Source organism: Streptomyces sp. N35 (assembly GCF_016464295.1).
Lineage (GTDB): Bacteria > Actinomycetota > Actinomycetes > Streptomycetales > Streptomycetaceae > Streptomyces.
This window is the reverse complement of record NZ_JAEIMH010000079.1, coordinates 1-24,852: the sequence shown is the minus strand read 5'-3', so window position 1 is coordinate 24,852 and position 24,852 is coordinate 1. Positions and strand designations below refer to the sequence as shown.

General features: G+C 66.5%; 15 protein-coding genes. 5 read left to right on the top strand and 10 right to left on the bottom strand.

The genetic code is table 11. The annotated features are described in order from the left end of the window. Positions 1–1,323, bottom strand: a complete 1,323-nt coding sequence (locus JAO81_RS32650; RefSeq protein WP_199551586.1) for an alanine racemase — start codon at positions 1,321–1,323, stop codon at positions 1–3. After that, positions 1,320–2,021 (bottom strand): RraA family protein, encoded by a 702-nt coding sequence (locus tag JAO81_RS32645; protein WP_199551585.1) that lies wholly within the window; start codon positions 2,019–2,021, stop codon positions 1,320–1,322. The genes JAO81_RS32650 and JAO81_RS32645 overlap by 4 nt, the downstream gene beginning before the upstream one ends. Before the next feature lie 142 nt (positions 2,022–2,163). On the opposite strand from JAO81_RS32645, the gene JAO81_RS32640 reads away from it, so the two are divergent. Then, the gene (locus tag JAO81_RS32640) at positions 2,164–2,850 is read left to right on the top strand and encodes a GntR family transcriptional regulator (RefSeq protein ID WP_199551584.1); all 687 of its coding nucleotides are present in this window, start codon (positions 2,164–2,166) and stop codon (positions 2,848–2,850) included. A 774-nt stretch (positions 2,851–3,624) separates the two neighbouring features. On the opposite strand, the gene JAO81_RS32635 is transcribed toward JAO81_RS32640, so the two are convergent. The 8 genes from JAO81_RS32635 to JAO81_RS43775 form a co-directional block, all read right to left on the bottom strand. Continuing rightward, positions 3,625–3,933, bottom strand: a complete 309-nt coding sequence (locus JAO81_RS32635) for a hypothetical protein (protein WP_199551583.1) — start codon at positions 3,931–3,933, stop codon at positions 3,625–3,627. 509 nt (positions 3,934–4,442) lie between these two features. Next, on the bottom strand, positions 4,443–4,916 hold the full coding sequence (locus tag JAO81_RS32630; RefSeq protein ID WP_199551582.1) for a hypothetical protein: 474 nt from the start codon (positions 4,914–4,916) through the stop codon (positions 4,443–4,445). A 94-nt stretch (positions 4,917–5,010) separates the two neighbouring features. Beyond that, positions 5,011–6,210 carry a hypothetical protein gene (locus JAO81_RS32625; protein ID WP_199551581.1) on the bottom strand — a complete coding sequence of 400 codons (1,200 nt, stop codon included), beginning with the start codon at positions 6,208–6,210 and terminating at the stop codon, positions 5,011–5,013. A gap of 1,348 nt (positions 6,211–7,558) precedes the next feature. Then, positions 7,559–7,813 carry a hypothetical protein gene (locus JAO81_RS32620; protein WP_199551580.1) on the bottom strand — a complete coding sequence of 85 codons (255 nt, stop codon included), beginning with the start codon at positions 7,811–7,813 and terminating at the stop codon, positions 7,559–7,561. A gap of 651 nt (positions 7,814–8,464) precedes the next feature. Continuing rightward, positions 8,465–9,517, bottom strand: a complete 1,053-nt coding sequence (locus tag JAO81_RS32615; RefSeq protein WP_199551604.1) for an RHS repeat-associated core domain-containing protein — start codon at positions 9,515–9,517, stop codon at positions 8,465–8,467. A gap of 48 nt (positions 9,518–9,565) precedes the next feature. Then, complete coding sequence (locus JAO81_RS32610; protein ID WP_199551579.1) at positions 9,566–9,991, bottom strand: hypothetical protein; 426 nt, start codon at positions 9,989–9,991, stop codon at positions 9,566–9,568. A 256-nt stretch (positions 9,992–10,247) separates the two neighbouring features. Next, positions 10,248–10,814, bottom strand: coding sequence for a PH domain-containing protein (locus JAO81_RS32605; RefSeq protein ID WP_199551578.1), 567 nt, complete (start codon positions 10,812–10,814; stop codon positions 10,248–10,250). Beyond that, positions 10,808–17,260, bottom strand: a complete 6,453-nt coding sequence (locus tag JAO81_RS43775; protein WP_199551577.1) for an RHS repeat domain-containing protein — start codon at positions 17,258–17,260, stop codon at positions 10,808–10,810. The genes JAO81_RS32605 and JAO81_RS43775 overlap by 7 nt, the downstream gene beginning before the upstream one ends. 339 nt (positions 17,261–17,599) lie before the next feature. Between JAO81_RS43775 and JAO81_RS32595 the strand changes: the two genes are divergently transcribed. The 4 genes from JAO81_RS32595 to JAO81_RS32580 all read left to right on the top strand — a co-directional run bounded on the left by JAO81_RS32595 (position 17,600) and on the right by JAO81_RS32580 (position 23,571). Then, a complete protein-coding gene (locus tag JAO81_RS32595; RefSeq protein ID WP_233416247.1) occupies positions 17,600–20,689 on the top strand; it encodes an FG-GAP-like repeat-containing protein in 3,090 nt (1,029 codons plus the stop codon). Between the two features lie 77 nt (positions 20,690–20,766). After that, a complete protein-coding gene (locus JAO81_RS32590) occupies positions 20,767–22,425 on the top strand; it encodes a lytic transglycosylase (protein WP_199551576.1) in 1,659 nt (552 codons plus the stop codon). Between the two features lie 22 nt (positions 22,426–22,447). Beyond that, positions 22,448–22,912, top strand: coding sequence for a hypothetical protein (locus tag JAO81_RS32585; RefSeq protein ID WP_199551575.1), 465 nt, complete (start codon positions 22,448–22,450; stop codon positions 22,910–22,912). 35 nt (positions 22,913–22,947) lie between these two features. After that, the gene (locus tag JAO81_RS32580; RefSeq protein WP_199551574.1) at positions 22,948–23,571 is read left to right on the top strand and encodes a hypothetical protein; all 624 of its coding nucleotides are present in this window, start codon (positions 22,948–22,950) and stop codon (positions 23,569–23,571) included. Positions 23,572–24,852: the final 1,281 nt, after the last annotated feature.

Sequence of the window (24,852 nt, the reverse complement as noted above, 5' to 3'; positions counted from 1 at the left end):
TCAGAAGAACGTGCGGACGCAGTCGATGACCCGGTAGTCGTCCGTGACGAGCGGAACGAGCCGCCACTTGTCGAAGGCGGTGCACGGATGAGACACCCCCAGCCGCACCCAGTTGCCGACCGCGAGCTGCTCTTCGACAGGCCCGCGCAGGTAGGCGTGCTGATCGTTGACTTCGCTGACGGTCAGCGAGTGCAGCGGACGCACAGTCCCGTCGGCCGTACGGACGGCCTCCGCACGCGGCAGGTGGATATCGTACGGAACGTCCCGCTTGCCCGCGCCGAGCAGGGCCAGTCCCGGCTCGGGCACTGACAGGACGCTCGCCCAGACCTCCAGGGCGGCGAACAGCCCCGGGTTCTCCCGGCTGCCGTGCGGGGCGCGGGTGAACGGCGACAGGCCATCGAAGAATTCGGAGTCGTGGGTGAGGTAGGCACCGCTGCGCACCACGACCTGTACAGGCAGCTCCGGGTCCCAGCCGTCGGCCAATTCCTCGGCGACGAGGTCGAAGTAGGCACTACCGCCGGCGGACACCAGGAACGGCCGCTCCTCGCTCGCCCGTCCGCAGCCGCCGGGGGTGAGCAAGCTCCGGGCCACCGAGCGCAGAGTGCGCAGGAACGTCCGTACGGTGTCAAGGGAGTCCGCTTCGGCGTCGTGGGCCAGCACGCCCTCGAAGCCGGAAACTCCGCGCAGCTCCAGCCGGCCGGTGCGCGCGACCTGCGCGGCGACGGCCAGTGCTCCCTCCGCCGTGCGGTTGCCGGTACGTCCGCCTGGGGTGCCCAGTTCCACCAGGACGGGCAGCGCCCGGGTGCCGGGCAGTTCGGCGAGCGCGGAGGCGAGCAGTCCGGTGCCTTCAGGGGAGTCGACGTACGCGATCAGCTCGAAGGACGGGTCGGCCTCCATCTCGGCCATCGCCCAGGCGAGGCCGGCCGGGTCGACGAGTTCGTTGGCCAGCAGGATGCGGGTGGCGCCGAAGGAGCGGTAGACGCGGGCCTGCGAGACCGTGGCGACGGTGACGGCCCAGGCGCCCGCGGTCAGCTGCCGGTGGGCGAGCTGCGGGGACATCATGGTCTTGCCGTGCGGAGCGAGCAGCAGTCCGCGGGTGGTGCAGAAGTCGGCCAGACGCGCGATGTTGGCATCCAGGGCGCTCTCCCTGAGCACCATGACCGGAGGCAGGAACCCCGCTTCGAAGAGCGAGGGGCGCGCGGCGGTGAAGGCGTCGACGGTGGTGCCGGCGGGCAGGGCCGGGAAGCCCTTCACAGTGGCGTCGAGCTCCAGGCTGCCGAGCCCGCGCAGCTTCTCGCGGTCCAGGCCGTGCGGCGCGCTCACAGGACGCCGAACCGCGCGTAGGCGGCAGTGGCCGTGGAGCCTTCGAGGATCGCGTCGAGGAACTGGCGCTCGCCGGTGCGCTTGGCGAACGCGCCCTCGACGACCTGCTCGACGACCGCGTGCGGGACGACCACCACACCGTCGCAGTCGCCGAAGATCAGGTCGCCCGGATCGATGCGCACCCCGTCGATCACGCACGCGACGCGGTGGGCGACGATCTCGTGGCGGCCCTTGCTGTCGTACGGGATCGTGCCGCAGGAGTGGACGGGGAAGCCGAGTTCGCGGATCTGGTGGGTGTCGCGGACCAGGCCGTCGGTGAGCGCGCCGGCCGCGCCGCCCTTGGCACTGACCGTCGACAGCAGTTCGCCCCAGACGGCGATGTCGGTGGCGCGGGCGGTCGGGGTGACGAACACCTCGTCGGGGCCGATCGCGTCGAGGGCGGCGACCAGGCCGCCGAAGGGCGCCTCGGGGACGTCGTAGACGCGCTGGATGGCGACCGGGAACGCGAATCCGGCAAGCACCTTTTCCTGCTGGAGCGGGACGATGCCGTGGGCGAGCGCCTGGTTGCGCAGGCCGATGCCGTCCAGAACGTCACAGATCACGGCGGCGTTGAGCTCGGCCCGGACCCGGGTGAGGTTGATAGCTGGACGAGTGGCGGGGGCTGCGGCAGGGGGTGTGACAGGTGCGGGCGAAGCCATGGTTGCTTACCTCGATCAAATTGACTGACTCAATCGCCAATCGATTGGCGATTAGCGATTTGGGTATGCTCATCCTGCGGGGTGGAATCTGTCAACCCGTCGCTGCCCCGACACCCACCGAGATCCCGCACGAGGAGCCGACGTGACCGCTTCATCCGACCCCGCCAGCACCGACCTGGGCGCACCCGTCGGCAACGCACGGTTGTCGGAGCAGGTCTACGAGCGGCTCAAGGCCGCCATCTCCGGCGGCGACCTCAAACCTGGGGAGCGGCTCGGCGAGCAGGACATCGCCCGCCGCCTGTCCGTGAGCCAGTCGCCGGTGCGCGAGGCCCTGCTGCGGCTCACCCGCGAGCGCATGGTGATCCAGATGCCCCGGCGCGGCAGCTTCGTCGCCGAGATCAGCCATGACGAGGCGCGGCATGCGTACCAGGTGCGGATCCCACTGGAGCGGGTGGCGGCGGAACTCGCCTGCCTGCATCACGACGAGACCCTGATTCCCGGCCTGAAGGAGGACCTGCGGCGGATGCGCGCAGCCGCCGCGGCCGACGACCTGCAGGGCATGGTGGAGGCAGACGCCTCGTTCCACCGGCGCGTGTGGCAGGCGGGCGGCAACCCGCTGCTCTCCGACATCTGGGCCATGGTTGAGGGGTGCATGCGCGGCTTCACCGTGATCAGCAACCGGCTCTACTACCCGGACCTGGCCTACATCGCCGAGACACACGCCCCGCTGTTCGACGCGATCCGCGCGGGCGAACCGGCCCGTGCGGCGGATCTGTTCGAGGAGCATGCGCGCACGGTGTGGCAGCGGATCGAGGACGACGCCGTCTGACGGCCCAGCAGGCGTACGGCGGGTGAGGTCAGTTGGGGTGCTTAACCCCAACTGGTCTCATCTGCACTCCTGTTCGGCCGGCCAGCTACCCAGCCGTCACCGTCACCCTCCACGAAGAACGCGCTCCCCGCGCCGCGCTGCCCCGTTGTCCGCGCTCATGTCGATGTGGCGACCTCGGTCCACGTCGTGCCGTCTGTGTTGAAGGCGGTGCCGCGGCGGGTCAGGCGCAGGTGTGGTGACGGGCAGTCGCAGCCCCGCTTACGCTGCCAGCAGCACAACCCTCGCAAGCCTCATCAGACACTCGCTAGAAACCAGAACGAACTGCACTCAAAGCGAGGTAGGCGCCTTTTCGGCTGGAGAAGATTCCTGTGCACGGCTCCCTTTGTTCCTTGATCGCCGGTAGGGTCACGTCAGCCCGTGCCGACAAGGTGTGCGTGGGTGAGGCCCGGCGCCCTCGAGATGCGTTCTGGGGTGGAGTACCGCCGGGCCGCTCCGCGCAGGTTGGAGCCGACATGATCAGTGGGACAGAAGCCGCCGTTTCGTGGTTGCGGTAACGGTGGTTCGGAATGGCCGGCACGTCTGCAACGTGTGCTTTGCCGGGAAGGCTGATGAGCACGGCGGTGCCTGTGCTCGTCAAGGGCCGGTCCAGCACTGGTAGAGCCCTCCTGCGTTCTTGTGAAGGCGCTTTTGTTGGCCGGTCTTGTGCTCATTGCGGGGGTGCGCATGGGAGCTCCGGAACCTGCCAGCATCTCGCTGGCGGGCTGAACGTTGGTGTCAGGTCTCTTCCTGATCAGACACCGGACCTTGTCCCGCAACATCACTGACGCGCATCTTTGCTTCCCGTCGGCGACGGGCCAGCGCGACCTGGACCGGATGCCCGATGAGAATCAGCAGGCCGAGCCCCGCCAGGTACAGCCCCATACGCAACAATCTGCCCCAGTCCGCAGCCAAACCCGCTGCGAAGGCGACCGCTCCCAACCCGAGGCCGAGGACGCCCATGACCATGAAGTCAGCGCTGACGCGGCCTCCCCTCCAGCCCGTCGCAGCCTTCGCCGTGATCCTTGGGCCGTCCATCTTGTCCAAGGCCGGGGGCTTGATGCTGGCGCGAGCGAGCCATCATCGCGGCTTCCGCTTCTGTAAGCGGGGCGGACCGTCTGCGGCGTCCCATCTTGTTATCGCTCCGCCACGTGTCGGGGCTCGAGCATCTCGCTGCGCACCAGGTTGCCGCTCGCCGCAACCGATGCCAGCACGGTCATGATCGCGAAGAGCGCGTCGTAGCCGTCTTCCCGTACATCGGCGGCAGGCTGCCGCGAGCAGGACGATCCCCACAGTGAGCGGCAGGCACACAGCGGCTATGAGTCGCCCGGGCAGGCAGCGGAACATCAACCACGCCAGGGATCGGTCCTGAACGAACAAGCCGCCGCCGATGACCACAGGGATGAATGTGAGGAACAACAGGAGGGCGCATATCCCCATGACGATCCGATCCATGGGAGCGGGCAGGAGCAACGGGCCGGGCAACCAGGTCGATAGGGCAACGCCGGCGCTCGCCCCCGCTGACGTGAGCGCGAGCACGCGAAAGAGGCGTCCCACTATGCGCAGCCACCTTCGGGTCTACTTAGGGCCACATGCCTGTACTGCTGGTCGGGCAGGCGGTAGGCGATGGGGGAGCGGGCCTGAGCGCCGGCTTGTCGGATGATGACGCTGCGAGCGCCGATCTCATCCAGAACCCCCCGGACTTCTCGCACGCTGTACGGTCCGGCGAACTCGCCGATCAGAGCCGACAAAGTGATCCCGGAACCCACCTCGGCGTATCCGAGAAGTTCAACGAGCTCTTCGCGTAGGTGCACGGGTTCAGCCTTCCTTCCGGCCGAGTGCACGCCACGGCTGTTGCCTGCGGGGCGTTGTTGGTGCTGCAGTTTCATCTCTGTGAGGCTGACCCGCACCAGGCCGCCGGCGAGCAGACCAACGTCGATCAAGGAGAGCTTCGGGACCAGGCCGTCGTTGGTGTGGATCCACCGAATCCGGCGATCACTCCACACCAGCTGAAGAGGAACGACCGCCACCCCAACACATAGCTGGAGATCCTCACGGGCTCGGCTCCCTTGCTGTGCCTGCCCACTGGGGAGTCTCCCCTCTCATAGGGTCGGCGCTGCGCGCTCAGTTGGGTATGAGCGCGTCAAAGAACGCCCGGTCCTCGGCGAGATCAACGCCCAGGAGCATGCAGTCGCCGGCGGGCCATACGGGGCGGCCCTCGATCCAGGGCACGAGGATCTCCACCTGGTCCGCAGTGCCGTGCAGGCGGACCTCGCCGGTGGGACCCGGTAGTGCCTGGTTGGCGAGGAGCGGCTGTGCAGCAAACGGTGTGTCCTCGCTGCCTGTCGAGAAGTACACCGCCCAGGGCGCATGCGTGGCGCCTTCACGCAGCAGCACGTAGCGGCCAGCCTGCTGCGGCTCACTCGCGGCGTCCTTGACGAGCGTCCGTGCAACCCGAGCGGCGCGCACGGTCCGGGCGCCCGCGGCGAGGAACATGCCGCACATGAGCGCGACAATGATCCATGAGCCGCTACCGGTGACCGTGAAGGCAACGAGCACCGCCGCGAAAGCGGACGCTGACACGCCCAGTTGCCTGATCCCGGCCATCTCCACCAGCGGCCGAATCCGCCACCACGGAGCGGAACCATCCGATGGTGCGGGCCCGCGCGGGTTCGTTGCCGTCGGTTGGGATTGGGCCTGCTCGGTCGCTGCGGCGGACAGCGCGGCCCAACCGTATCGGCCGTCCTTGGCGTGTGGCTGGCTCAGTGACACACGCGGCTGGCCTCCCTGCGACACCCCGAAGGCGAGGCCGCTGGTCGTGTTGCGGCGGCGTGACGCGTTGGACCAGCGGACGGCGAGAGTGCCGGCCGAGCCGAGGAACAACAGTCCGCCGGCGATCATCCCGATGCCGTATGCGGTGAAAGCCTGGGTGCCCTCGAGGTCGGCGTTGTAGAGGTCGCCCTTGAACGGCCCGTGGGCGATCACCCACCCGTCCATGTAACGGAATCCGTACTCATCCGGGGCGTCGATCAACCGCTCCGCACACGGCAGGTCGACGAAATGCTCCGCATCGGTGTCCTCTTCCCTCCACGACACGACGCAGCGTCCATCGCCATTGGGGCCGGACTCCACAATGAGCGGCACATACGGATCCGAGTCCGTGGACATCCCGGCCGTCAGGCCGGCACCGAACAGCGCCAGGCCCGCGACCGCGAGTCCTGCGAGTAGCCGCCACCGCAACGGCCCACGGCCTGCCCGTACCTCCGGCAGCGGCCCGGCAGCAGCAGCCATTGAGAGGGCGCCGGCACCGGAAGGCTGCACCACACCCGCCCGTGTCAACAGACCGACTGGAGCGCGGCCCGGGACACACGCAGAGCTCGGGCCGCACCCACAGCTCTCGCCCACAGGAGACCATCGCCGTCGGGTCGTACCAGGACCCCGCCACCCGCCGGGTCCCCGCACCACCACAGCGACCCGCGGGCGTCCGGTTCGGCTAGGTACCACCGCTGCCGCACGGCAACGACCGAACGCACCAGCACCGCACCGCTGATGGGGTTCCGCAGCACCACACTCGGCCCCGACCACATGGAGGGGGTGGTGACCGCAGCGCAGGCAACCCACGGATGACTCCGCAGGACACGGCGCATCCGCCAGTGGTTCCGCAGAGCGAACAGGCCAATGCCCCACGTTGCCAGCCCCAGCCCGCCAGCCCACATCCCCGCCCCCGGCAGCATCCAGCCGAGCAGCACCGCCAGCAACATGGTCACGAAACCACCGCCCGCCCAGCACCAGGCACGCCTGCGATATATCTCCAACGCCTCACACGTCGCGGGATAGTCGATCGCTCTCACAGAAACTGCTCTCCGGTCTCGCTCATGATCGTCGGGGGGTGGTCACCCCGAGGACTGGCGCCAGTTCATCTGCGGCGATGTTCTGGCACTAGAGTCGTTGGTCCCCGTCCATATCGGCAGGATCCAACAGCCTTGCCGGCGCTGAAAGTGCCAGCCCCGCAGAACCCGAAGTTGAATCCGGTGTTCGTCACCATGCTTCCACCGGTGGCTGACCAGTTGACTGACCCTGAGGTCCAGATCGCGCCGCTCGTAGTTGTGGCACGCTCGACCCTTCGCCGCTGGCAGCCAACCCTGTAGCGGCGAGCCTGGCCGAGGTCGCATCGGAGACGACAGCAAAGGTCCGCGAGATCCCGGCACCGAATCGCATCGAGGCTGCGGTGAACATGCCTGAGCCTCGTGTCCCGCTCAGCAGCGAGGCTGCCATCTTGCAGCCTCCAATGTCTGCCCCAGCCATGCCCAGACGCCCGTCACGCAACTGCCGCCGAGTCGGGGCGCTTCAGTTCGTGTCCATGGTTCCGCGGGCTCAGTCGAGTTGGTTGGGCCCGCGGAAAGCGATATCTACCGTTCTCGCAAGAATCAGCTCCACGACCCGTAGATGCCCAGACCGGCAAGCAACGCAAGCACGGGCAGCGGGACGCACAGCAGGTCCATCCATGTCCAGTCTGGGGTTCGTATCGCTCGTGAAGTGATCTCAGGTGCGCCCGGGCTACGAGTCTTTGATCGGCGCATCTGCTCCGCTGCGGCACGGGACTGTCCACGATCCAGGAGGGACCGCGAGAATGCGAAGACGGGCAGCTCATCGCCGTGCACGATAGAGATAGTCATACCGTCCTCGCGTCAATCCTGCGCACCGTTGCACTGGGGATCCAGCACCGGTCCCAGAACCCAACCACCTGCAGGCCGTCCTTGAAAACGTCCACTCGTGGTCGTACCAGGGCGCGGTAGATCAATCTGTCACATGCCAGGAGCATGCTGGCCACGGCAGGCATCTCACCTGGGTCGTTCTTCTCCCAACCCAGGACCATCGCAACCCCGCCGTCAATGGACACCGCCATGATGGCCAGGATGCCGAGCACGGGCCCACTCTTCCGACGCTGCGTGGTGAGTCGCTCTCCGCCGCGCAGGGGCAACGGCTTCCAGGCGCTAGTCAACTGTCCAACCTCCGCACGCAGCTTGCCCACCGCTCAGTCCACCAGCTCCGCAGCCAAGCCAGGCGAGGCCGGCGTTCGTACTCATGTTTCGACCGGTCTGCCCCCAGTCGATGGCACCTTTCGCCCCAGGCGGCCTGCTGGTGCCTCGCCACAGCGGGGTCGAGGGCCGGCCGGCCCTCGCGAGAGTGCGCTGCCTGCCAGATACCGACCAGCGCCAAGCCACACAGTCTGAGTCGCCAGATTACCGATGCTGAATTCACTGTTGACCGCGTCTGTGATGTTGTCAGCAGCTAGCACGCGAGACATCCTCTACATAAGAATGCTAATGCCGGGCCCGAATTCGAAACCGGCATCAACGCTTGCACAATCAGAGAATGCTCGCTCCGAAAATACACAGAGCGACTATTCCTAGAATCCCGCAGAGTGCCCGAACTGTGGTAGGCGAAAATCTCGGATCGGGCGGACCGCCGGGAGTGAAGCACGCAATAGTATCGTAAACGCGAATGGCGAGATTGCGATAGTCCAAAGCGATAAGAATTCCAACGATTCCAATCGCTAGATTATAGGCGGGGTACATCAACGACTCCTCACGAGTTGCGCTTGCTTGCATCGTCCACTACCACGTGAAGAGCTTGTGAACTCCTGTCTTTCCGGATCCGAAGTTCCCCTCGACGCCGGATACCAAACCGTACCCGTGAAGCTGTGGACGATATCTCCTCGGCTGTTTCGGGTCCCAAACGTCCCGCGATGGCTTCCAGTAACACCCCAACCAAGTCCGGCGGACCCAGCTACACCGGCGGACTCGCCCCTGATTTGGTCAAAGTCGTCGGCGTTGCTGAACATTTCCTGTGCTGAAACACCCAACCCTGCACTGGCACCAACTTGGTGTTCGAAGGTGCCGCTGAGGCCGTAGTCAGATTTACCGTCAGGGCGCCTGGTTCGGATAAGGCACCCAGTAGCCTCGTATCCGAATGCGATTGCCCCACCGATGCTGATGCACAGGCCAGATGTGCTCGAGAAGCTGGTCAGCTTGTCCCATGCACCCTTCGCGCCGTCCTTGAATTTCTGCCAGTTGGATCGGGTGTCTTGGGTGTTCTTGGTGATTTGGTCTTGGCGTGTGCGTTCGGCGTCGCGTGCCTTTTGTGCTGCGGCGTCTCGTGCCTTCTGGGCTGCGGCGTCGGCTCGGCGGTACTCGCTGTGGGTGTAGCGGGTGCTGATTCCCTTGCCCTTGGTGTAGGTGTACTTACGGCCGGTGACCTTCTGGGCGTAGTAGTTCCTGGAGATGGTGCCGCCGTTGGCTCGGGTCACCTGCTTGTAGTTGTTGCCGAAGCTGACCTTCTTGATGTCGCCGGTGCTCTTGCCGTAGGTGCACTTGTACTGCCCGCTGACGCATTCCTCGAACGCCAGGCCGGTCGGGTCTGCGTAGATGAGGGGGTTGTTGTTGCCGTAGGTGTAGCCGTGCATCTGCTGCGGATCAGCGGCGTCCATGATCGGGTCGACGGAGACGAACCGGCCCAGCGTGGGGTCGTATTCGCGGGCACCGAGGTGGGTCAGGCCGGTGTTGTCGATGGTGCCGCCGACGAAACCGCGGTTGCCGCCGGCTGATGACTCTGGGCGGTACTTGTTCAGGGCTCTGGCTACCCGCGTGAATTTCGGGTGACGATATCGAGGTTGCCGTCAGCTTGCGGCCTGTTTCCAGTGCTCACGGAGCAATGCGAGCTTCGCCTCAAACTTCGGGTCATAGTCCTTGCTCGTGAAGGCACCTGGGACCGTCAAGGACCGCCCATTCGTGCACACGATGCGCAAGTCCCACCAGCTGCTACTGCGAGCCGTATGGTGCCGCTTCTTGATGTCGGAAATTTCTGCCCACGGAATCGACCTTCGGCGAATGAAGCCGTGGAGGCGTATTTCCCGCTCGGCGAGCAGAGCCCTACCGTAGCCGCGCCGGACTATGTAGGTGATCGAAACAAGCCAGAAAATCAAGACTGCCCACACGAGCGAGTGTGCCCCTTCGGACAGCTTCACCGCAATCAAGATTCCCGAGCAAATACCCGTGAAAATTCCCGCTGCTCTCCAATTTTTGCGCCGCTCGGTGACGTCCAAGGTAATCCATCTGTCAGGCACCACTGGTTTTAGCGCACCCTTCGCAGCCTCATGACTTCGGGCGAGACGTGTTTTATTTATCCTTGTGTCTCGGCATGTTGGACAACCTTGCAGGTTCACGTATCACATCGGCCACATCGTCCCTCGCGAACGCCTGCCACTCCAGGTGTCGGTATTCGCCTTTTCGACTGCCAGTGCAATCCCAATTTGAACGTGCTGGTTTGTGGGCGTAATAGATGTGCGGAACCCGTGAATTCTAGATCCACCCGAATACTCCGGCAATCATGAGCATCGGCAGTGGGATTACCGCCACGTCCCACCATGTCCAATCGATCTGCCGCTTCACGCAATGGCCCTGATCGTCTCGGCGCACAACAAGAGCCTTGCGGATTTCCGCCGCTGCGGCCTCCACTGTCCTCCCTCGATCAATCAAAGAATTCGAGAATGCGAAGACTGAGACATCGTCATCACCATCAATTCGGATGCGCAGCCCGTGACTCGTGTCGACGCCGCGGACGGATTTCAAGGGAACCCAGAAGCGATCGAAGAGGCCAATTATCTGCAGTCCCGACTTATGGATGACCACTCGTGGTCGGCCCAGCGCACGCCAGATGAGCCGCGCAAAGGAAACGAGCGCCAAAGCAAGCACAACGGTGTCTGTGCTTGAGTTCTTGGACATGGAGGTTGGCATAAGTGCCAGCATGACAACCATCACGCCAACGCCAATCGCCCCCAGGATGGGACCGCTGCGCCTCTGCAGGGTGATGGTGCTTGAGCCGCGACGGCCCACGGCTCGGATCACTCGCTTTCGTCCTGTCAGCACGTCGGCGCTCCAAACGATCCCGCGCTACATGTCCCAAACGCCAATCCAGCATTGGTAGCCATGTCGCCTCCAGTGACGCTCCAATTTACCGTGCCCTGTGGGGCCGGCGGGCGCGTCGCACCGCGCCACAGCGGCGGACGTGGTCCGGAGGGCCCGCGAGTGATCGTGCTACCGCCCCAGCTCCCGGCTAGACCTCGCCCAAGGAAGCCGCCTCCGACCGTCCACGCCAAGTCCTTGAACAGGTCTCCGCCCTTGAAGTTTCCGTCCCGATGATTCGCGAAATGCTTCGCCCCTGTATAGGCAAGTCCGGCACCGAGGCACACTCCCGCCGAGCTCACCACACAGGCTGCAAAGACCGCCCCTTCGGCATAGCCACGCCAGTGGTCGCTTACGTGACTCACTACTTTGCCGCCGGTGTTGTCCCAGGTGTTCCTGAGCCAGCCGCCGAAGCCGCTGCCCTGCTGAGTGTTCTTGGTGATTTGGTCTTGGCGTGTGCGTTCGGCGTCGCGTGCCTTTTGTGCTGCGGCGTCTCGTGCCTTCTGGGCTGCGGCGTCGGCTCGGCGGTACTCGCTGTGGGTGTAGCGGGTGCTGATTCCCTTGCCCTTGGTGTAGGTGTACTTACGGCCGGTGACCTTCTGGGCGTAGTAGTTCCTGGAGATGGTGCCGCCGTTGGCTCGGGTCACCTGCTTGTAGTTGTTGCCGAAGCTGACCTTCTTGATGTCGCCGGTGCTCTTGCCGTAGGTGCACTTGTACTGCCCGCTGACGCATTCCTCGAACGCCAGGCCGGTCGGGTCTGCGTAGATGAGGGGGTTGTTGTTGCCGTAGGTGTAGCCGTGCATCTGCTGCGGATCAGCGGCGTCCATGATCGGGTCGACGGAGACGAACCGGCCCAGCGTGGGGTCGTATTCGCGGGCACCGAGGTGGGTCAGGCCGGTGTTGTCGATGGTGCCGCCGACGAAGCCCTTGGTGCCGGGCCAGGTCGCGGGTTGCGCAGTGCGTTCCCCGCCGAAGATGTCCGTCTTGCGGCGAGTGATGGTCTGGGCGGTCCCCAGAAGAACGGCGACGGTGGCGGTGCCGGTGTGGTCGTTGAGGAGGAGGCTGGTCTGGTTGCTGGCCTTGACAGCGATGGTTTCGTCGCCGGCGGTGTAGTAGCGGGTGGTGGTCTTCGTGCCGTCCGGCTTCAGGACCATCTCGTTGCCGCCGGGCAGCGTGAGGGTCGTCTGGGTCGGAGTCTTGGAGATGATGCGGTTGCCGTCCGCGTCGTAGACGTATGCGGTCTTCTTCCCCGCTTCGGTGGCCGTGCCGAGGCGGCCTTCCGTATCCCAGGCAAGATCCTGCGTGCCCGCGCCGACCTGACGCTGGGCGGTGTTTCCGGCCTTGTCGTACGCGTAGCGGTCGGTGGTGGTCTTGCCGCCAGTTGCGGTGTCAATGCCGGTCAGTTGCCGCTTGCCGGCGCCGTCTTGCCCGTACTTGTAGGTGCGGGTGACGTCCTGGTCAGCGAGCGGGTTGCCGTCGACCTTGTGCCGGGTTTCGGTCTGGCGGTTCCCGATCGCGTCATACGTGTAGGAGTGCCAGTAGGCGTCCGGGCCGCCGACCTTCGGCGTCGCGCCGCTGGTGCCGTCAGCGTTGGGCTTGGTGGCGCAGTCGTCGGTGGCGGTCCAGGCGTTGGTGATGCGGCGCAGGGCGTCGGTGGTGAAGCACTGCGTGTCGGTCGACTTCTGCTCGTCCTGCCCGGAGGCGGTGGTGAGTCGGGTGAGGTTGTCGGCTTGGTCGTAGGTGTAGTGGATGTCGTCGATCCGTGCGGGCCCGGTTTCCCGGTCGGTGGTGGTGCGGGTCAGAGCACCCGTGTGCTCGTCGTACTCGTTACTGGCCCAGACCTTCTGCCCGAGCCGACCGTATTCAGTGCGCAGGACTTGGCCGTAGGGGTTGTGCTGGCGGTTGTTGATCAGCACGCTGGCGGTGGTGCTGACGCCGACAAGCTGGTCCAAGTGCCCGTACCGGTAGACGACGTTCTCACCGATCTGGCCGGGCATGGCGGGCTCACGGAGCCAGTCCTGCAGCCCGGTCTGCGCGTTGAAGCTCGCCGTGAACGCGTAACTGCCGGCGAGCGCCCCTTCTTGCGCGGGGATGGTGACCTTGGTACCGGTCGCCTGATAACGGTCGTTCAGCGCGGTGACCTCGTTGACGTAGTCCTGGCCGCCCTCATGGCGCACCGACTTCGCGAGCAGACCCTTGGCCACCGTGTCGTAGACCCAGGAAGCGCGGAGCTTGTCGCCTTCCTTCAGGCTGGTCTTGCGCCCGAGGACGTCGTAGCCGGTGGTCAGGGCCGTGCCGCGGGCGTCGGTGATGGTAGTCGGCCGGTCGAGTTGGTCGTAGGTGGTGGTGTAGGTGCCCTTGTCCGGGTCCTCGACCTTGATGGCACGGTCGCGGTGGTCGTAGTGATAGATCCACTTCGCGCCGGTCGGGTCGGTGACCGTCTCCTGCTGCCCGGACGGGGTGTAGGTGTATTTCGTCGACTGTGAGCTGGTGCGGTCGTCGTTGGTGTACTGGATCAGTTCGGTGGTGCGGCCCTGGGCGTCGGTGACGGTGGTGGTGGCGGTGTCGCCCTTCGGCGGGATCACCGTGGTCCGGTCACCGTCGTACTGGGTGGTGGTGCGGGTGACCTCGTCGCCGTACTTTTCGCTGCTCTGCACCATCGGGCGGCCGGCGCCGTCGTAGCTGGTGCGAGTGGTGCGCGGGGTCTTGGTGTCGTCCCCAGTCACGAGTTCAGGCGACGGGGCCCCGTCGGCGTAGTAGCCGTCGTAGGACTTCCACTCCAGGCCGCGCGAGTCGTACATCTTCTCGGTGATCAGGCGGCCGGCCACCCCGGACGCCGACGGGGACTGCGTGGCACGTTCGCGGCCCAGACCGTCGGTGAACGTGTAGTCGGTGCGGTAACTGCCGTCCCGGGTCAGCGTCTTCGCCGTCACCACGCCTGGGGCGGTGGTGGACACGGTGTAGGTGAACTGCTTGCTCGGGGTGTCGGGGTGGGCTGCCTTGGGCCAGGCCGCCTCCCACACCTTGACGGTCCGACCGAGGCCGTCCACGTCCTGGTCGGTGCGCTTGCCGTTGGCGTCGATGGTGGCGACCGCGACGCCGCGGCCGGGCTCGGATTCCTCCGTGGCCGTGTGGCCGAGCGCATTGGTGACGACGGTCTTGGTGACCGCGTACTGGGTCGCGGGGGTGTAGGCGGTAGTGGTCTTGTTGCCGTCGGCATCGGTGGTTTCGGTGACCCGGCCGTGCTGGTCGACCTTGTTCGTCTCGACCGTCACCATCCCAGTGCCGGCCGCGTTCTGTTCATCGGTACGGGTGACGTCTCCCTTCGAAGGGGCCGCGCCGAGGGTGGTGGAGCCGTCAAAGAAGGTGCGCTTCTCCGAGATCAGATCACCGGGCAGCTGTGGGGTGGCGCCGCAGGCCTTGGACACTGTCTTCGCCACCGAGGCGAACTCCAGCATGTTCTTGCCCGTGTTGCGGGCGTAGCTGATCGTTGTGCACTGCTCGTCGCCGCCCTTGGCGATGTCGCCGTGGTCGGATTCGGTGGCGACCATGCCGTAGGTGTCGAAGGTCCGCTCCACCTTCGTGCGCCTCCATCCCGTGCCGACTGCGGTGCGCGTGGTCTCGGTCGCGCTCTCATCCACACGGAACGCTTGCAGGTCGGGCAGGCCATCCCGCTTGCGGGTGGCGGTCGCCGCCGACTTCCACGGCACCGATGCGGATGCCTCGATGACGCTGCTGCCGTTGAACGTGGCCTCGTCGCGGGTCATGCCGGCGAATGCGGGGTGGTCAGCTGTCTCGTTGCCTTCGGAGTCCGCCACCTTGGCACCTGGGATGCCGCGGAAGTAGCGGGCTTCGCTGATCTGCTTCGCGCCATCGCTGCCGGTGCCCACCGAAGTCTTGACCCGGCTGTAGCCGCGGAAGTCGGAGTAGGTGCGGTACTTGGCCTCGGTGAACTCATCCTCCGCCTTGGCCCACGCTGCACCCCCCAGGTAGGTGTAGTCGGTCCGGACGGGGACCTGGCCGCCGACCTTGTCCTCCTCGCGGACCTGGGTGACGACGTAGGTGTGGAACCAGTCCTTGACGGGCGTGTACTCGGCGCCGGGCGAATCCGGTGACGACCAGTACACCGGGTAACAGCGGCGTGTGTTGCCCTCTTCGGACGGCAGGTTGCTGCGGGTGCAGTCCTTTGCGGAGTAGACGATGCTGATGGTGCCGCCCATCTCGTTGTGGACCGCGCGGATGCGGTAGCGGATCAGCGGCGGAATCCCGTCTCCGGTGGCATCCACCCGGTTCTCGAGCTGCTGCCCATAGAAGATGATCTTCGGCAGTGTGGTGTCGGTACCGCCGGTGTGGCCTGTGCGCTGGATCGACTTCAGCCACAATGCGGGCGAGGAGCCGTCGCCGGTGGAGGGGAAGTTCTGGTCGAATGCGTAGGTGTCGACCTGCTTGTATGCGGAGCCGTCACGGACCTCGGTCGAGACCTGCGTGATGCGCTTGCGGGACCAGAACGACGGCGAATAGCGGTTCTTGCAGTCCGTTCCTGCGGCGCAGTACTGGTCGAACGGCACATCCGGCCAGTACTTGGCGTTGGCCGCGGTGAACTTGTCCTCGGCACAGTCGAAGCTGCTGGACTTCACGCACCGCTCTGCTGCGCTGAAGGTCACCTTGGCGGCAGGCGTGCCCGTGTAAAGGTTGTCGGAGCGCAGCCCGTAGTCGATGCGCTTGAGGTAACCGCCGCGCGTGTACGCGGTGGCGGTCGAGTTGCCGGTCGCCAGCTGGACGTTGCGGCCGTAGTGGTTCAATTCCTTAGCCCAGTAGTACGCCATCGCGTCCCCGTGCGGGTCGACGACGTAGTCCAGGTTCCACCGCCATCCTTGCTGGCACCACGCGGAGGCGAAGTCGTCCTTGTAGCACGGCTCGCCCGTGTGGTTGCCGAATACCGGCACCGTCCAGGTCGAGTTGGTTACTTCCTTGCCGTCGGTGTAGCCGGGGAGCTTGTGGTAGCCGAAGAAGTACTGCACACCCTTGGGGTCGGTGAGCTTCCAGTACTCCCCATCGGCATCCCCGTTGCCACGGGTGGTGTCCTTGATCTGTTCGATCTTGGAGCCGTCGTCGTGCTTCAGCTTCCACGCACCCGAAGCGTCGTCCTTGACCAGCTCATTCGTCGACCCGCCGAGCGACAGGACCGCGTTCTCTCCGCCCCAGCACAAGTCCCCGTTACGGGCTTTGTTGGTTCCATCGGCCATGTCCGCGTTGCAGGCTTTGTAGCGCCGCTCGATGAACCCCGGCTCCAGAGTGAAGCCGTCACCGATGTTGTCGGCCTGGTTGTTCGTCGCCGCCGTACGCCCGTCCAGGACGCTTGAGGAGTAGCCCAGCGACAGGTCCGGCCCAAGGTCACCAGCGACATCCGGGGTTTCCAGGTCGTAGTTCCATGTGAAGGCACCGGAGGAGTCGCCGGCCTGCCAGCCCCCAGACGGAGACAGCGAGGTGGCCTTGAAGTCACCGCCCGCACCGGCCGGCGCCGAAGTCACCGCGAACAAGGTCCGCCCCAGCACCGGCTCGCCCTCGCCGGCCGGGGTCGAAGGATGCGCGCTCCCGGACGGAGACGGCTCAGAGGCCGAGGCCGAGCCTTCCGGCTCAGGCACGGCGGACGCCTTCGCCTGGCTGCTGTCTCCGGGCTCGCCCGAGGGCTCATTGCTCGGGGTGGCGTCCGCCGACGTGCTGGGCAGCTCAGATGCGGAAGCCTGCGGCGCCAGGCCGGATTTGACGTCCGCGCCGGCGGTGGCCTGCTTCGCCCCGGTCTCGAGCGCCACCTTCGCGGTCAGCCGGGAGGACGCATCATCGTTCTTGACCGCGGAGAGTGGGGTGACGGTGCAGGTGCCCAGCTTCGCACCGTGCTCATCACAGCCGGCAAGCTGTACCAGGGTCAGGCGGGAGGCCCAGTCGCCACCGATCGCATTGCGGAACGTGCCGTAATCCACGGCAAGTTCCGCCGCGCCGCCGGTCGATTCGACGGCGAACACCACCCCGTCAATACCGGCCTTCTCAACCGCCTTGCGATCCAGTACCTCGATACCAACGTCCCCAGAAACTGGCACCTTTGCATGCGCGCCGCGGGCTGCCTTGGCCGGGGTGACTTGGACCGGCAGAGCCCCGACCTTCAACGGTGCGGCGGACTTCCCGGATATGGAGCCTTTCGCCTTGGCAGCCTTCGGCCACGCCGCGTCAGGGACGGATTTCCAAGCCCTACCTGCCGTCTCATCCTTGCCGGCCTTCGAAGCCCCGGCGCCGACCTTCGACACCGGGACCGGGTCGGTCTTCTGCAGGTCCGCCAGCGCAAGCGGCGCCAGGGCCACCGCCTGCGCGGACAACAGGCCCACCAGCAGCGCAGTCGCAGTGAGTGTCGTCACCGAACGGGCACCATGGCGCCGTAGCCGATGCCGACGTCTGCCTGACGAATCCTCAAATGCCCTGCGATCTACGAGAAATGACACGACGCGAGCCTCCGCCGAATCTGAGAATTGTCTGAACGCCGCGACCTTACCCCACGCTTACAGCGCCGAAAGATGACATTCAAGCGCATCGAAGGGTGACGGAATCAATCGCCGAAAGTTGATTGCGCAGAGAACTCGAGCAGCGTTGAAGTGCCATGCCTGAACGGGTAGTTGTCTTCGCCGGTCGGGCCTTTACGTATGCTATATCTTCGGTTTTGCTGTGAGGTTGTTCCACCAATCTTTGAGAGGCGCACCATGCCTGCCCCCCAACGAATAGGCCCTCGCCGCAGATTGCTGCGCGCCCCTGTGGCGTGCGCGCTCGTGGCGGTCCTCGCCGCCACCGCCCTGACAGCGCAGGCCGCCGCCGCACCAGACACCAAACCGGATGCGTCCCCCCAGGCGCAGGAGGAGACATCGGCTCTGGCGAAGGCGGCACGCACCGGGGAGCGGGCCGAAGTTGTCTCGCACCGCACGCAGTTCTCCTCGGTGTTCGCGAACCCGGACGGCACCTTCACACAGGACACTTCCGCGATCCCGATCCGTGTCCGCCAGGACCAGGCCCTGGTCGATGTGGACACCACGCTCGAGCGCAAGAGCGGTCTGGTGCGGGCGAAGGCGGTGGACGTCGGTCTGGAGTTCTCCGCCGGCGGTGACACCCCGCTGGTGAAAATCACCCGCAACGACCGGTCGGTCACGGTGGATTGGCCAGGCGCGCTGCCCGCACCACGGCTCGAGGGCGATACGGCGGTCTATCCCGAGGTGGAACCGGGCATCGATCTGCAGCTGAAGGCAGGAGTCGACGGCTATCAGCAGCTCCTGGTAGTCAAGACCCGCCAGGCCGCAGCCAATCCGCTGCTCAAGCAGGTCCACTACTCCCTGGCCACCGACGGTGTCGAGGTGAAGGCTGACGCCGCGGGCAACTTGAAGGCCACCAACCCGGCCGGCCAGGAGGTGTTCACCGCGCCGGCCCCGGAGATGTGGGACTCCGCCGGCATCCCCGACGCCCAACTACCCTCCCCTTCAGCGGAGCGCCTTGATGTGCTCCTGAACGAGGAGGGCGGCAAGCCCGCTAGCAGGGATGAGGACGTGTTCGAGCCCCGCTACGGCTCGACCAACGCGGAGATGCCCATCGAAGTCGGCGACGATGAGCTGACCCTGACACCGGATCAGAAGGTGCTCCAGGATCCGGGCACCGTCTACCCCGTGTACATCGACCCCACGCTATCCAGCCCCCGCCTGGGCTGGACGTCCGTGTCGAAGGCGTATCCCACCACCTCGTACTGGAACCACTCCTCGAACGTGGCCCGCGTTGGCCACGAAAACGAGACCAGCGGTACCTGGCGCTCCTTCCTGCAGTTCGATACGCGCTCCCTGCACCACAAGCAGATCACCAAGTCCACGCTGCGGATCAAGAACACGCACTCCTGGTCATGCACGAAGAAGCCCGTCGAGGCATGGCTGACCGGGGGGATTTCCTCGTCCACGACGTGGAGCAAACAGCCCGCCTGGAACGACCACTACGCCACCGTCACCGACGCCAAAGGCTGGTCGTCCGCCTGCCCGGCCGGGAACCTCGAGTTCAATGTGAAGGGCGCCACCGAACGCGCCGCGAACGGCACCTGGAACCAGGTCACCTTCGGGCTGCGCGCCTCCGAGTCGGATGTGTACGCGTGGAAGAAGTTCGACGCCTCGACCGCGGTGCTGTCCACGGCCTACAACTCGGCCCCGAACACCCCGGCCGGCCTGGACACAGTGCCCTCCACGCGTATCAACAACACCTGCGGCGACCAGGGCACTTACGTCACCGTGGGCAACACCGATGTACAGCTGACCGCGAAGGTCTCCGACCCCGACGGCGGCACCGTCACCGCACGCTTTCACCTGTGGCCCACCGGCAAGCGTGACGTAAGTCCCGGCCTCATCGTCGACCGTGATGTGAACGTCACCTCCGGCGGCATCGCCCGCACCACCATCTCCAAATCCCTGCTCACCCAGCACCTTGGCGCCGCCAACGGCAGCTACTCGTGGAAAGTCCAGACACGCGACACCTCCACCGCGTCCAACTGGAATCCCACTCTCGGCGCCCCGGGCTGCCGCTTCGTCTTCGACCCCAACCGGCCCTCCACCCCACCCCACATCACCTCCACCCAATTCCCCAGCGGGGAAGACGGCTGGCCCACCAACACCGGCCCTGCACGCAGCGAGGGCAACTTCACCATGTCCGCTGACGGCGTCGCGGACGTCGTCAAATACGAATACTGGACCGACTGGGACCCGACGGTCCGCACCGCAACCGTCTCCGCAGGGGCTAGCACCACGGTGAAGCTCACCCCGCCGAGCACCGGCCCACAGCGGGCGTACGCCCGCTCCCTCGACAAAGCCGGCAATCGCTCCGACACCACGGTCTACCTCTTCTACGCGGACCCCACCGGCACAGTCGACGAACCCGGCGACCTGAACGGCGACGGCAACCCCGACCTCACCGGAGTACGCAGCGACGGGGAACTGTGGCTGTACGCCGGCCAGGGCAACGGCCGCCTCGGCGTCTCGGCCAAAGCCAGCCCGCACTCCTTCGACAGCTCCCTGATCACACACCGCGGCGACTGGACCCACGACGGCTACGAAGACCTCATCGCCTCGACCGGCGCCAAGGGCAGCCGACAGCTGCACATCTACCCCAACAACGGATTCGGCCACTCCTGCACCGACCACGAGGAGGAAGCCAGCGGCTCCATGTGTGCCGACAAGCGCCGCGACCTCAGTGTCTACGACGAGGCCAACGACCACTTCAAGGACGCGGATCAGATTCTTGCGGTAGGCGACGTCGACGGCCCCACCGATCTCGACAGCGACGGTGCAATCGGAGAGTGGGACCTGCCGTCCTTCCCCGACCTGCTGGTCAAGGAAGGCGATCACCTGTGGCTCTACTACGGCCACCTGGGTGGGTTCCTTGACGAATACGCCGCACCTGTCCTGATCGGCAACGGTGGCTGGGCCAACTACGACCTCGCTGCCCCCGGCGACGTCACTACCAACGGCCGCGTCGACCTGCTCGCCCGCAAGCGCAGCACCGGTGAACTGTTCCTCTACACCGGTACCGGAGACAACGGGGAAGGACTCGGCGGCGGGAACCGCCAAGTCGTCGCCACCGGCTTCACGCCCACCGCCCGACCGCTGTTCACCTCCGGTACGGACGCGGACAACGACGGCGTCCCGGACCTGTGGACCACCACCGACCAGGCCAGCGCCGGCCTGTACTTCCACCTCCGCATCACCCCGACCGGTATCGGTAGCCCGGCCACGGTCGGCACCAGCGGCTGGGGCAACTTCCAACGCCTCAGCTGAACCAACTCCCCTTCGGGGCCGAGGCCACGTGGCCTCGGCCCCGCCACAGCCACACTTGTCTTCGAAGGATCTTGTTCGTGCCTCACGACCGCGCTCGTCTCTTCCGCGCCTGCCGTCACACTGCGTGCGCGCTCGCGCTCGCCGTGACCCTCACCACCGCAGCGTCGGCCGTCATCACCCCCGCGGCCGACGCCAAGGGTTCGGTGCCCGACGAGACGTCTGCCCAGGCCCAGCCCCACGGGGAGTACCGCACCGAACTCCCGCCCCTGAACGGGCATCCCGGCACCACTCGCCGTGCCCGGGATCCCAACCCGGGCGCCGCGGGTGACAAGGGCATCCCGGCCGTCGCGCTGGAGGCATACCAGAGTGCGGCCGAGATCTTGGCGACCACCGACCCGAACTGCGACCTGGACTGGGAACTCCTCGCCGGGATCGGTCATGTCGAGTCCGGTCACGGGGCCGGCTACGGGCTGAAGGGCGACGGCACCACCGAGAAGCCGATCCTCGGACCACGCCTGGACGGCGACCAGTTCGCACTGATCCGCGACAGCGACGGCGGCCAGTACGACGGCGACCCTGAATACGACCGGGCCGTCGGCCCGCTCCAGTTCATCCCGTCCACCTGGAAGCAGTGGGGCGCCGATGGAGACGCCGACGGTGAACGTGACCCGGGCGACATCCACGACGCCGCCCTCGCGACCGGCCTGTACCTGTGTGCCGGCGACCGCGATCTCCACGACCAGGGCGACCTCGATAACGCGATCCTGAGCTACAACAACTCCCGCGCCTACGTGAACACCGTCCTCGCCTGGATGCGGTACTACCAGCAACACGCTCCCGCACCGGCCGGCGGTGGAGACGAACCGGGCCCTGAGGCCTCGCCCGCCCCTGAGACCGATCGGCCGGCGGCGAAGCCCACAGATCCGCCCCGCACCCTGCCGCACGCGCCGTCCGAGCCCAGCCGCCCGACGACCATGCCGCGGCCCATCGCAAAACCCAAGCCGAGCCCGACGCCGTCGAAGCCCGCCCCGGCCGAGCCGCAGCCGGTCTCCGAACTCGCGAGGGTCGGGCCCGAGCAGCTCACCGCACCGGCCGGGCACGCTTTCGCGATTCGTCCGCAGACCAGAGTGCTGCGCGCCGACGGCACACCCGCCGCCGACATCAAGGTTCGCTACGAGATCCGGGGCACCACCGACGCACGCTTCACCGACGGCGGGCGCACGGTGACTGTCACCTCCGATGGGCGCGGCACCGCCACCGCGCCCGTGGTCAATGCCGGAGCGAAGACGGGCTCGTTCACCGTCCGTGCTGTCCTGGTCGAGCACCCCGATATCGAGATCGCATTCCGGGCGACTGTCACCGCTCCCGCGGCTGACTGTCTCACCTACGTCGATGAGCTCCCGCTGGAGTCCGCCACCGGGGAACTCCTTGCCGCGGCCATCGAGTTCCGCGCCAGCTACATCGGCATGCCGATGGAAGGTGTGGAGCTCACCGCCAGCGTCCTCACCTGGCATGGCGAACCCAGGGACGACGGGCCGTACTTCATGGATGACGCCGGGCAGCCGGTGCGCACGGTGCTGCTCAGCCCCACCAGCGGTGAGGGCCTGGCCACGCTGGCCGACCTGTTCGCCGGTGACACAGCAGGCTCCTACCTGCTGCGGCTGACCGCACCCGGCGGCGCCAGCGTGGACGTACCGCTCACGGTCCAGCCCACTCCCAACACCCCCTCAGCGTAAGGAACCCACAGCCGTGAACGGCATGCGTTCTGATACCCCCATCCAGCCCTACGCGCCCCGCCCCCTCGCCGAACCGGCCGCCATACCCGGCAGCGTCAAAGTCGCCCGGCTGAGTCTGTATGTGCTGGGCGCCTTGAACCTGCTAGGCGGAGCCTTGGTGATCGCCAGCGCTCAGGCCGCGGCCAGCGGAGACACCCTGGACGCCGCCGGGCTCCAGGACTACTCGGCCGGAGCCCTGTATGTGCTCGGGCTGTTCGCGCTTGTGTTGGCCATGGCCGCGCTCACCCTCGCCACCCGCATGGCACGCGGTCGACGCGTCCTGCGCATCAGCGCGATCACCCTGGGCGCGCTGGTCTGTGTGATGGGTCTGGTCAATGTCCTGGCCGGACAGTTCACCGCTCTGGCCGACGTGGCCCTCGGCGTCCTTGTGGTCGTCAACTGCTCCATGAAGGACGCCAAGGCGTATTTCCAGCGCCCTCGCTACTGACACTTGCCGCACCTGTACAAGAGAGGGCCGGATCCGTGCTGCCCGACTGGGCCCAGACTTCCGCCGCCGTTGCCGCCGCCTCGATCGTGGTGTGCGGCGTGACGGTGTGGACCAATCTGCACTTCGCCCGCCAACGCGCTGGCTGGGAAGCCCAACTGGAGAACGCCCGCTGGGAGAGCGAACGCCTGCGGGTCTGTCTCACGCACCTCATCGAGGCCGCAGGCGCCGCCAACCGCTACATCGCCGCCCTGCACACCGTCGACCCCACCGACTTCGACCAGCGCAAAGAACATGTCATGGCCGTCCTCGACCCGGTCGGCAAAGCCGAAGCCGAACTCGCCGCCGCCTACCGCAGCCCCGGCACGGAGCGCGCCTTCGCCGAGGTCGAGCACGCTCTCGATGTCCTCGGTGAACTCATCACCGCCCCCAATCCACTGCCAGATCCCGCGTCGGCCGGCGGCCTGGATACCCTCGAACAGGCTGTCACTCCCATCACATGCCACTTCGCCGATGCTGACACCCACCGGGCCCATGCGTGGAAGATCTGGGACGACGGCGAACCCGTACGCAAAGGAATCACCGCCGCCGCCCGCCTCGCTCGCCACCCCTTCGACACCCTCACCACCCCCAGGGCGTGGCGACAGACAAGGCAGCCCTGAACATCGCGCACGAGTGAACCCGCGCCCCGCGAATGCCACCGGACTCATGGCCATGCAGTCCGCTGAGCAATCGATTGCTCAGCCGAAGGGCTGATGGCGCGCGCGTCGCGACGGGCTCGGGGCCACAAGGCCCCTGTCAACTAGCGGCGCGCCATAGTCCTCCTGTTGACCGAGCCATATCCAGGAGCGGTGTCCGGCACTGGACCTTTCGCCTGTGTCCGCCCTGTTGAGGTAACGAACCCGGACCACACGATGGACAACCCGCGCCACGCAGCCTCGCACCACCAGCCCACCTTCGAGCGGCCAGACTGTGCCGTGCCTGATGGCCCTCTCGCCCCCGCCCGCTTGCAGGGAGCCATCGGCGAGGAGCCTCTCTGCTGCCAGCTCTATGCCGAAGACCTGTTGACGCACCTCGCCGTGACGCTGCCGCCCCGCATGGTGCCCGCGGCTGGCCAAATCGCCCGCCGCTAGCGCATCCCGTACCCCACCGCGCAATTCCTGCGCCGCGCCACACTCGCGCGGCTACGCCCACCCTCCGACTACGCCACCAGCGGCACCCGCCGCAGCTTTCCGGAAAGCGTGGCAGCGGGTCTCCGACGACCTGCGTCACCGCATCCGCACCGGACAGCTCACCGGACGGCTCCCCACCCCGCCTGAGCTCGCCGCCCACTACCTGGTCAGCATCGACAGCACTGATCGTCGTGCACGCCGCGTCGGATCACGGCGGCCGGCTCGTCACCGCCCAAGGCCATGTGCTCGGCCGTGCACACAGCGGCCAGGACCTCATCGAACTCCTGCGGCGCTCTGGGCTCATCGACCCCGAGCACTCCCTTGACGAGCCAGGGTGGTGCGCTGACAGCCCTGCCCACGCCTACGCCATCGTCGCCTTTGCGTCGGATGGCAGCAGTCAGTCCGAATCCCGCAGCCGGTCCACAAGCCGCGGGCTCACGCCCCTGCGGACAGGGACACGGCCGACCGTACAACCAACGCCCCATGAACCGAGCCGAGCCGTCATCGTGCCGCAGGGCGGCCATGCGCAGTGCCCGAAACCCTCCATCCGAGGACCTGGGCGACGGTGCGTCGGATGCGGTGCACGGCCACGGTCACACAGCACACAGCCATGAGGAATCCTCCGGGTTGGTCGACTCGGGCCGGTACCGGTGGTCGACGCGGCATGTCGGCCTCCTAAGGGGGAGGTCAGGTCGTGGAGCCGGCGCGCAGCGTGTCCAGGTCGGCCTTCACATCGTTGATCGGGATCGCGAAGCCGAGGCCCACGCTGCC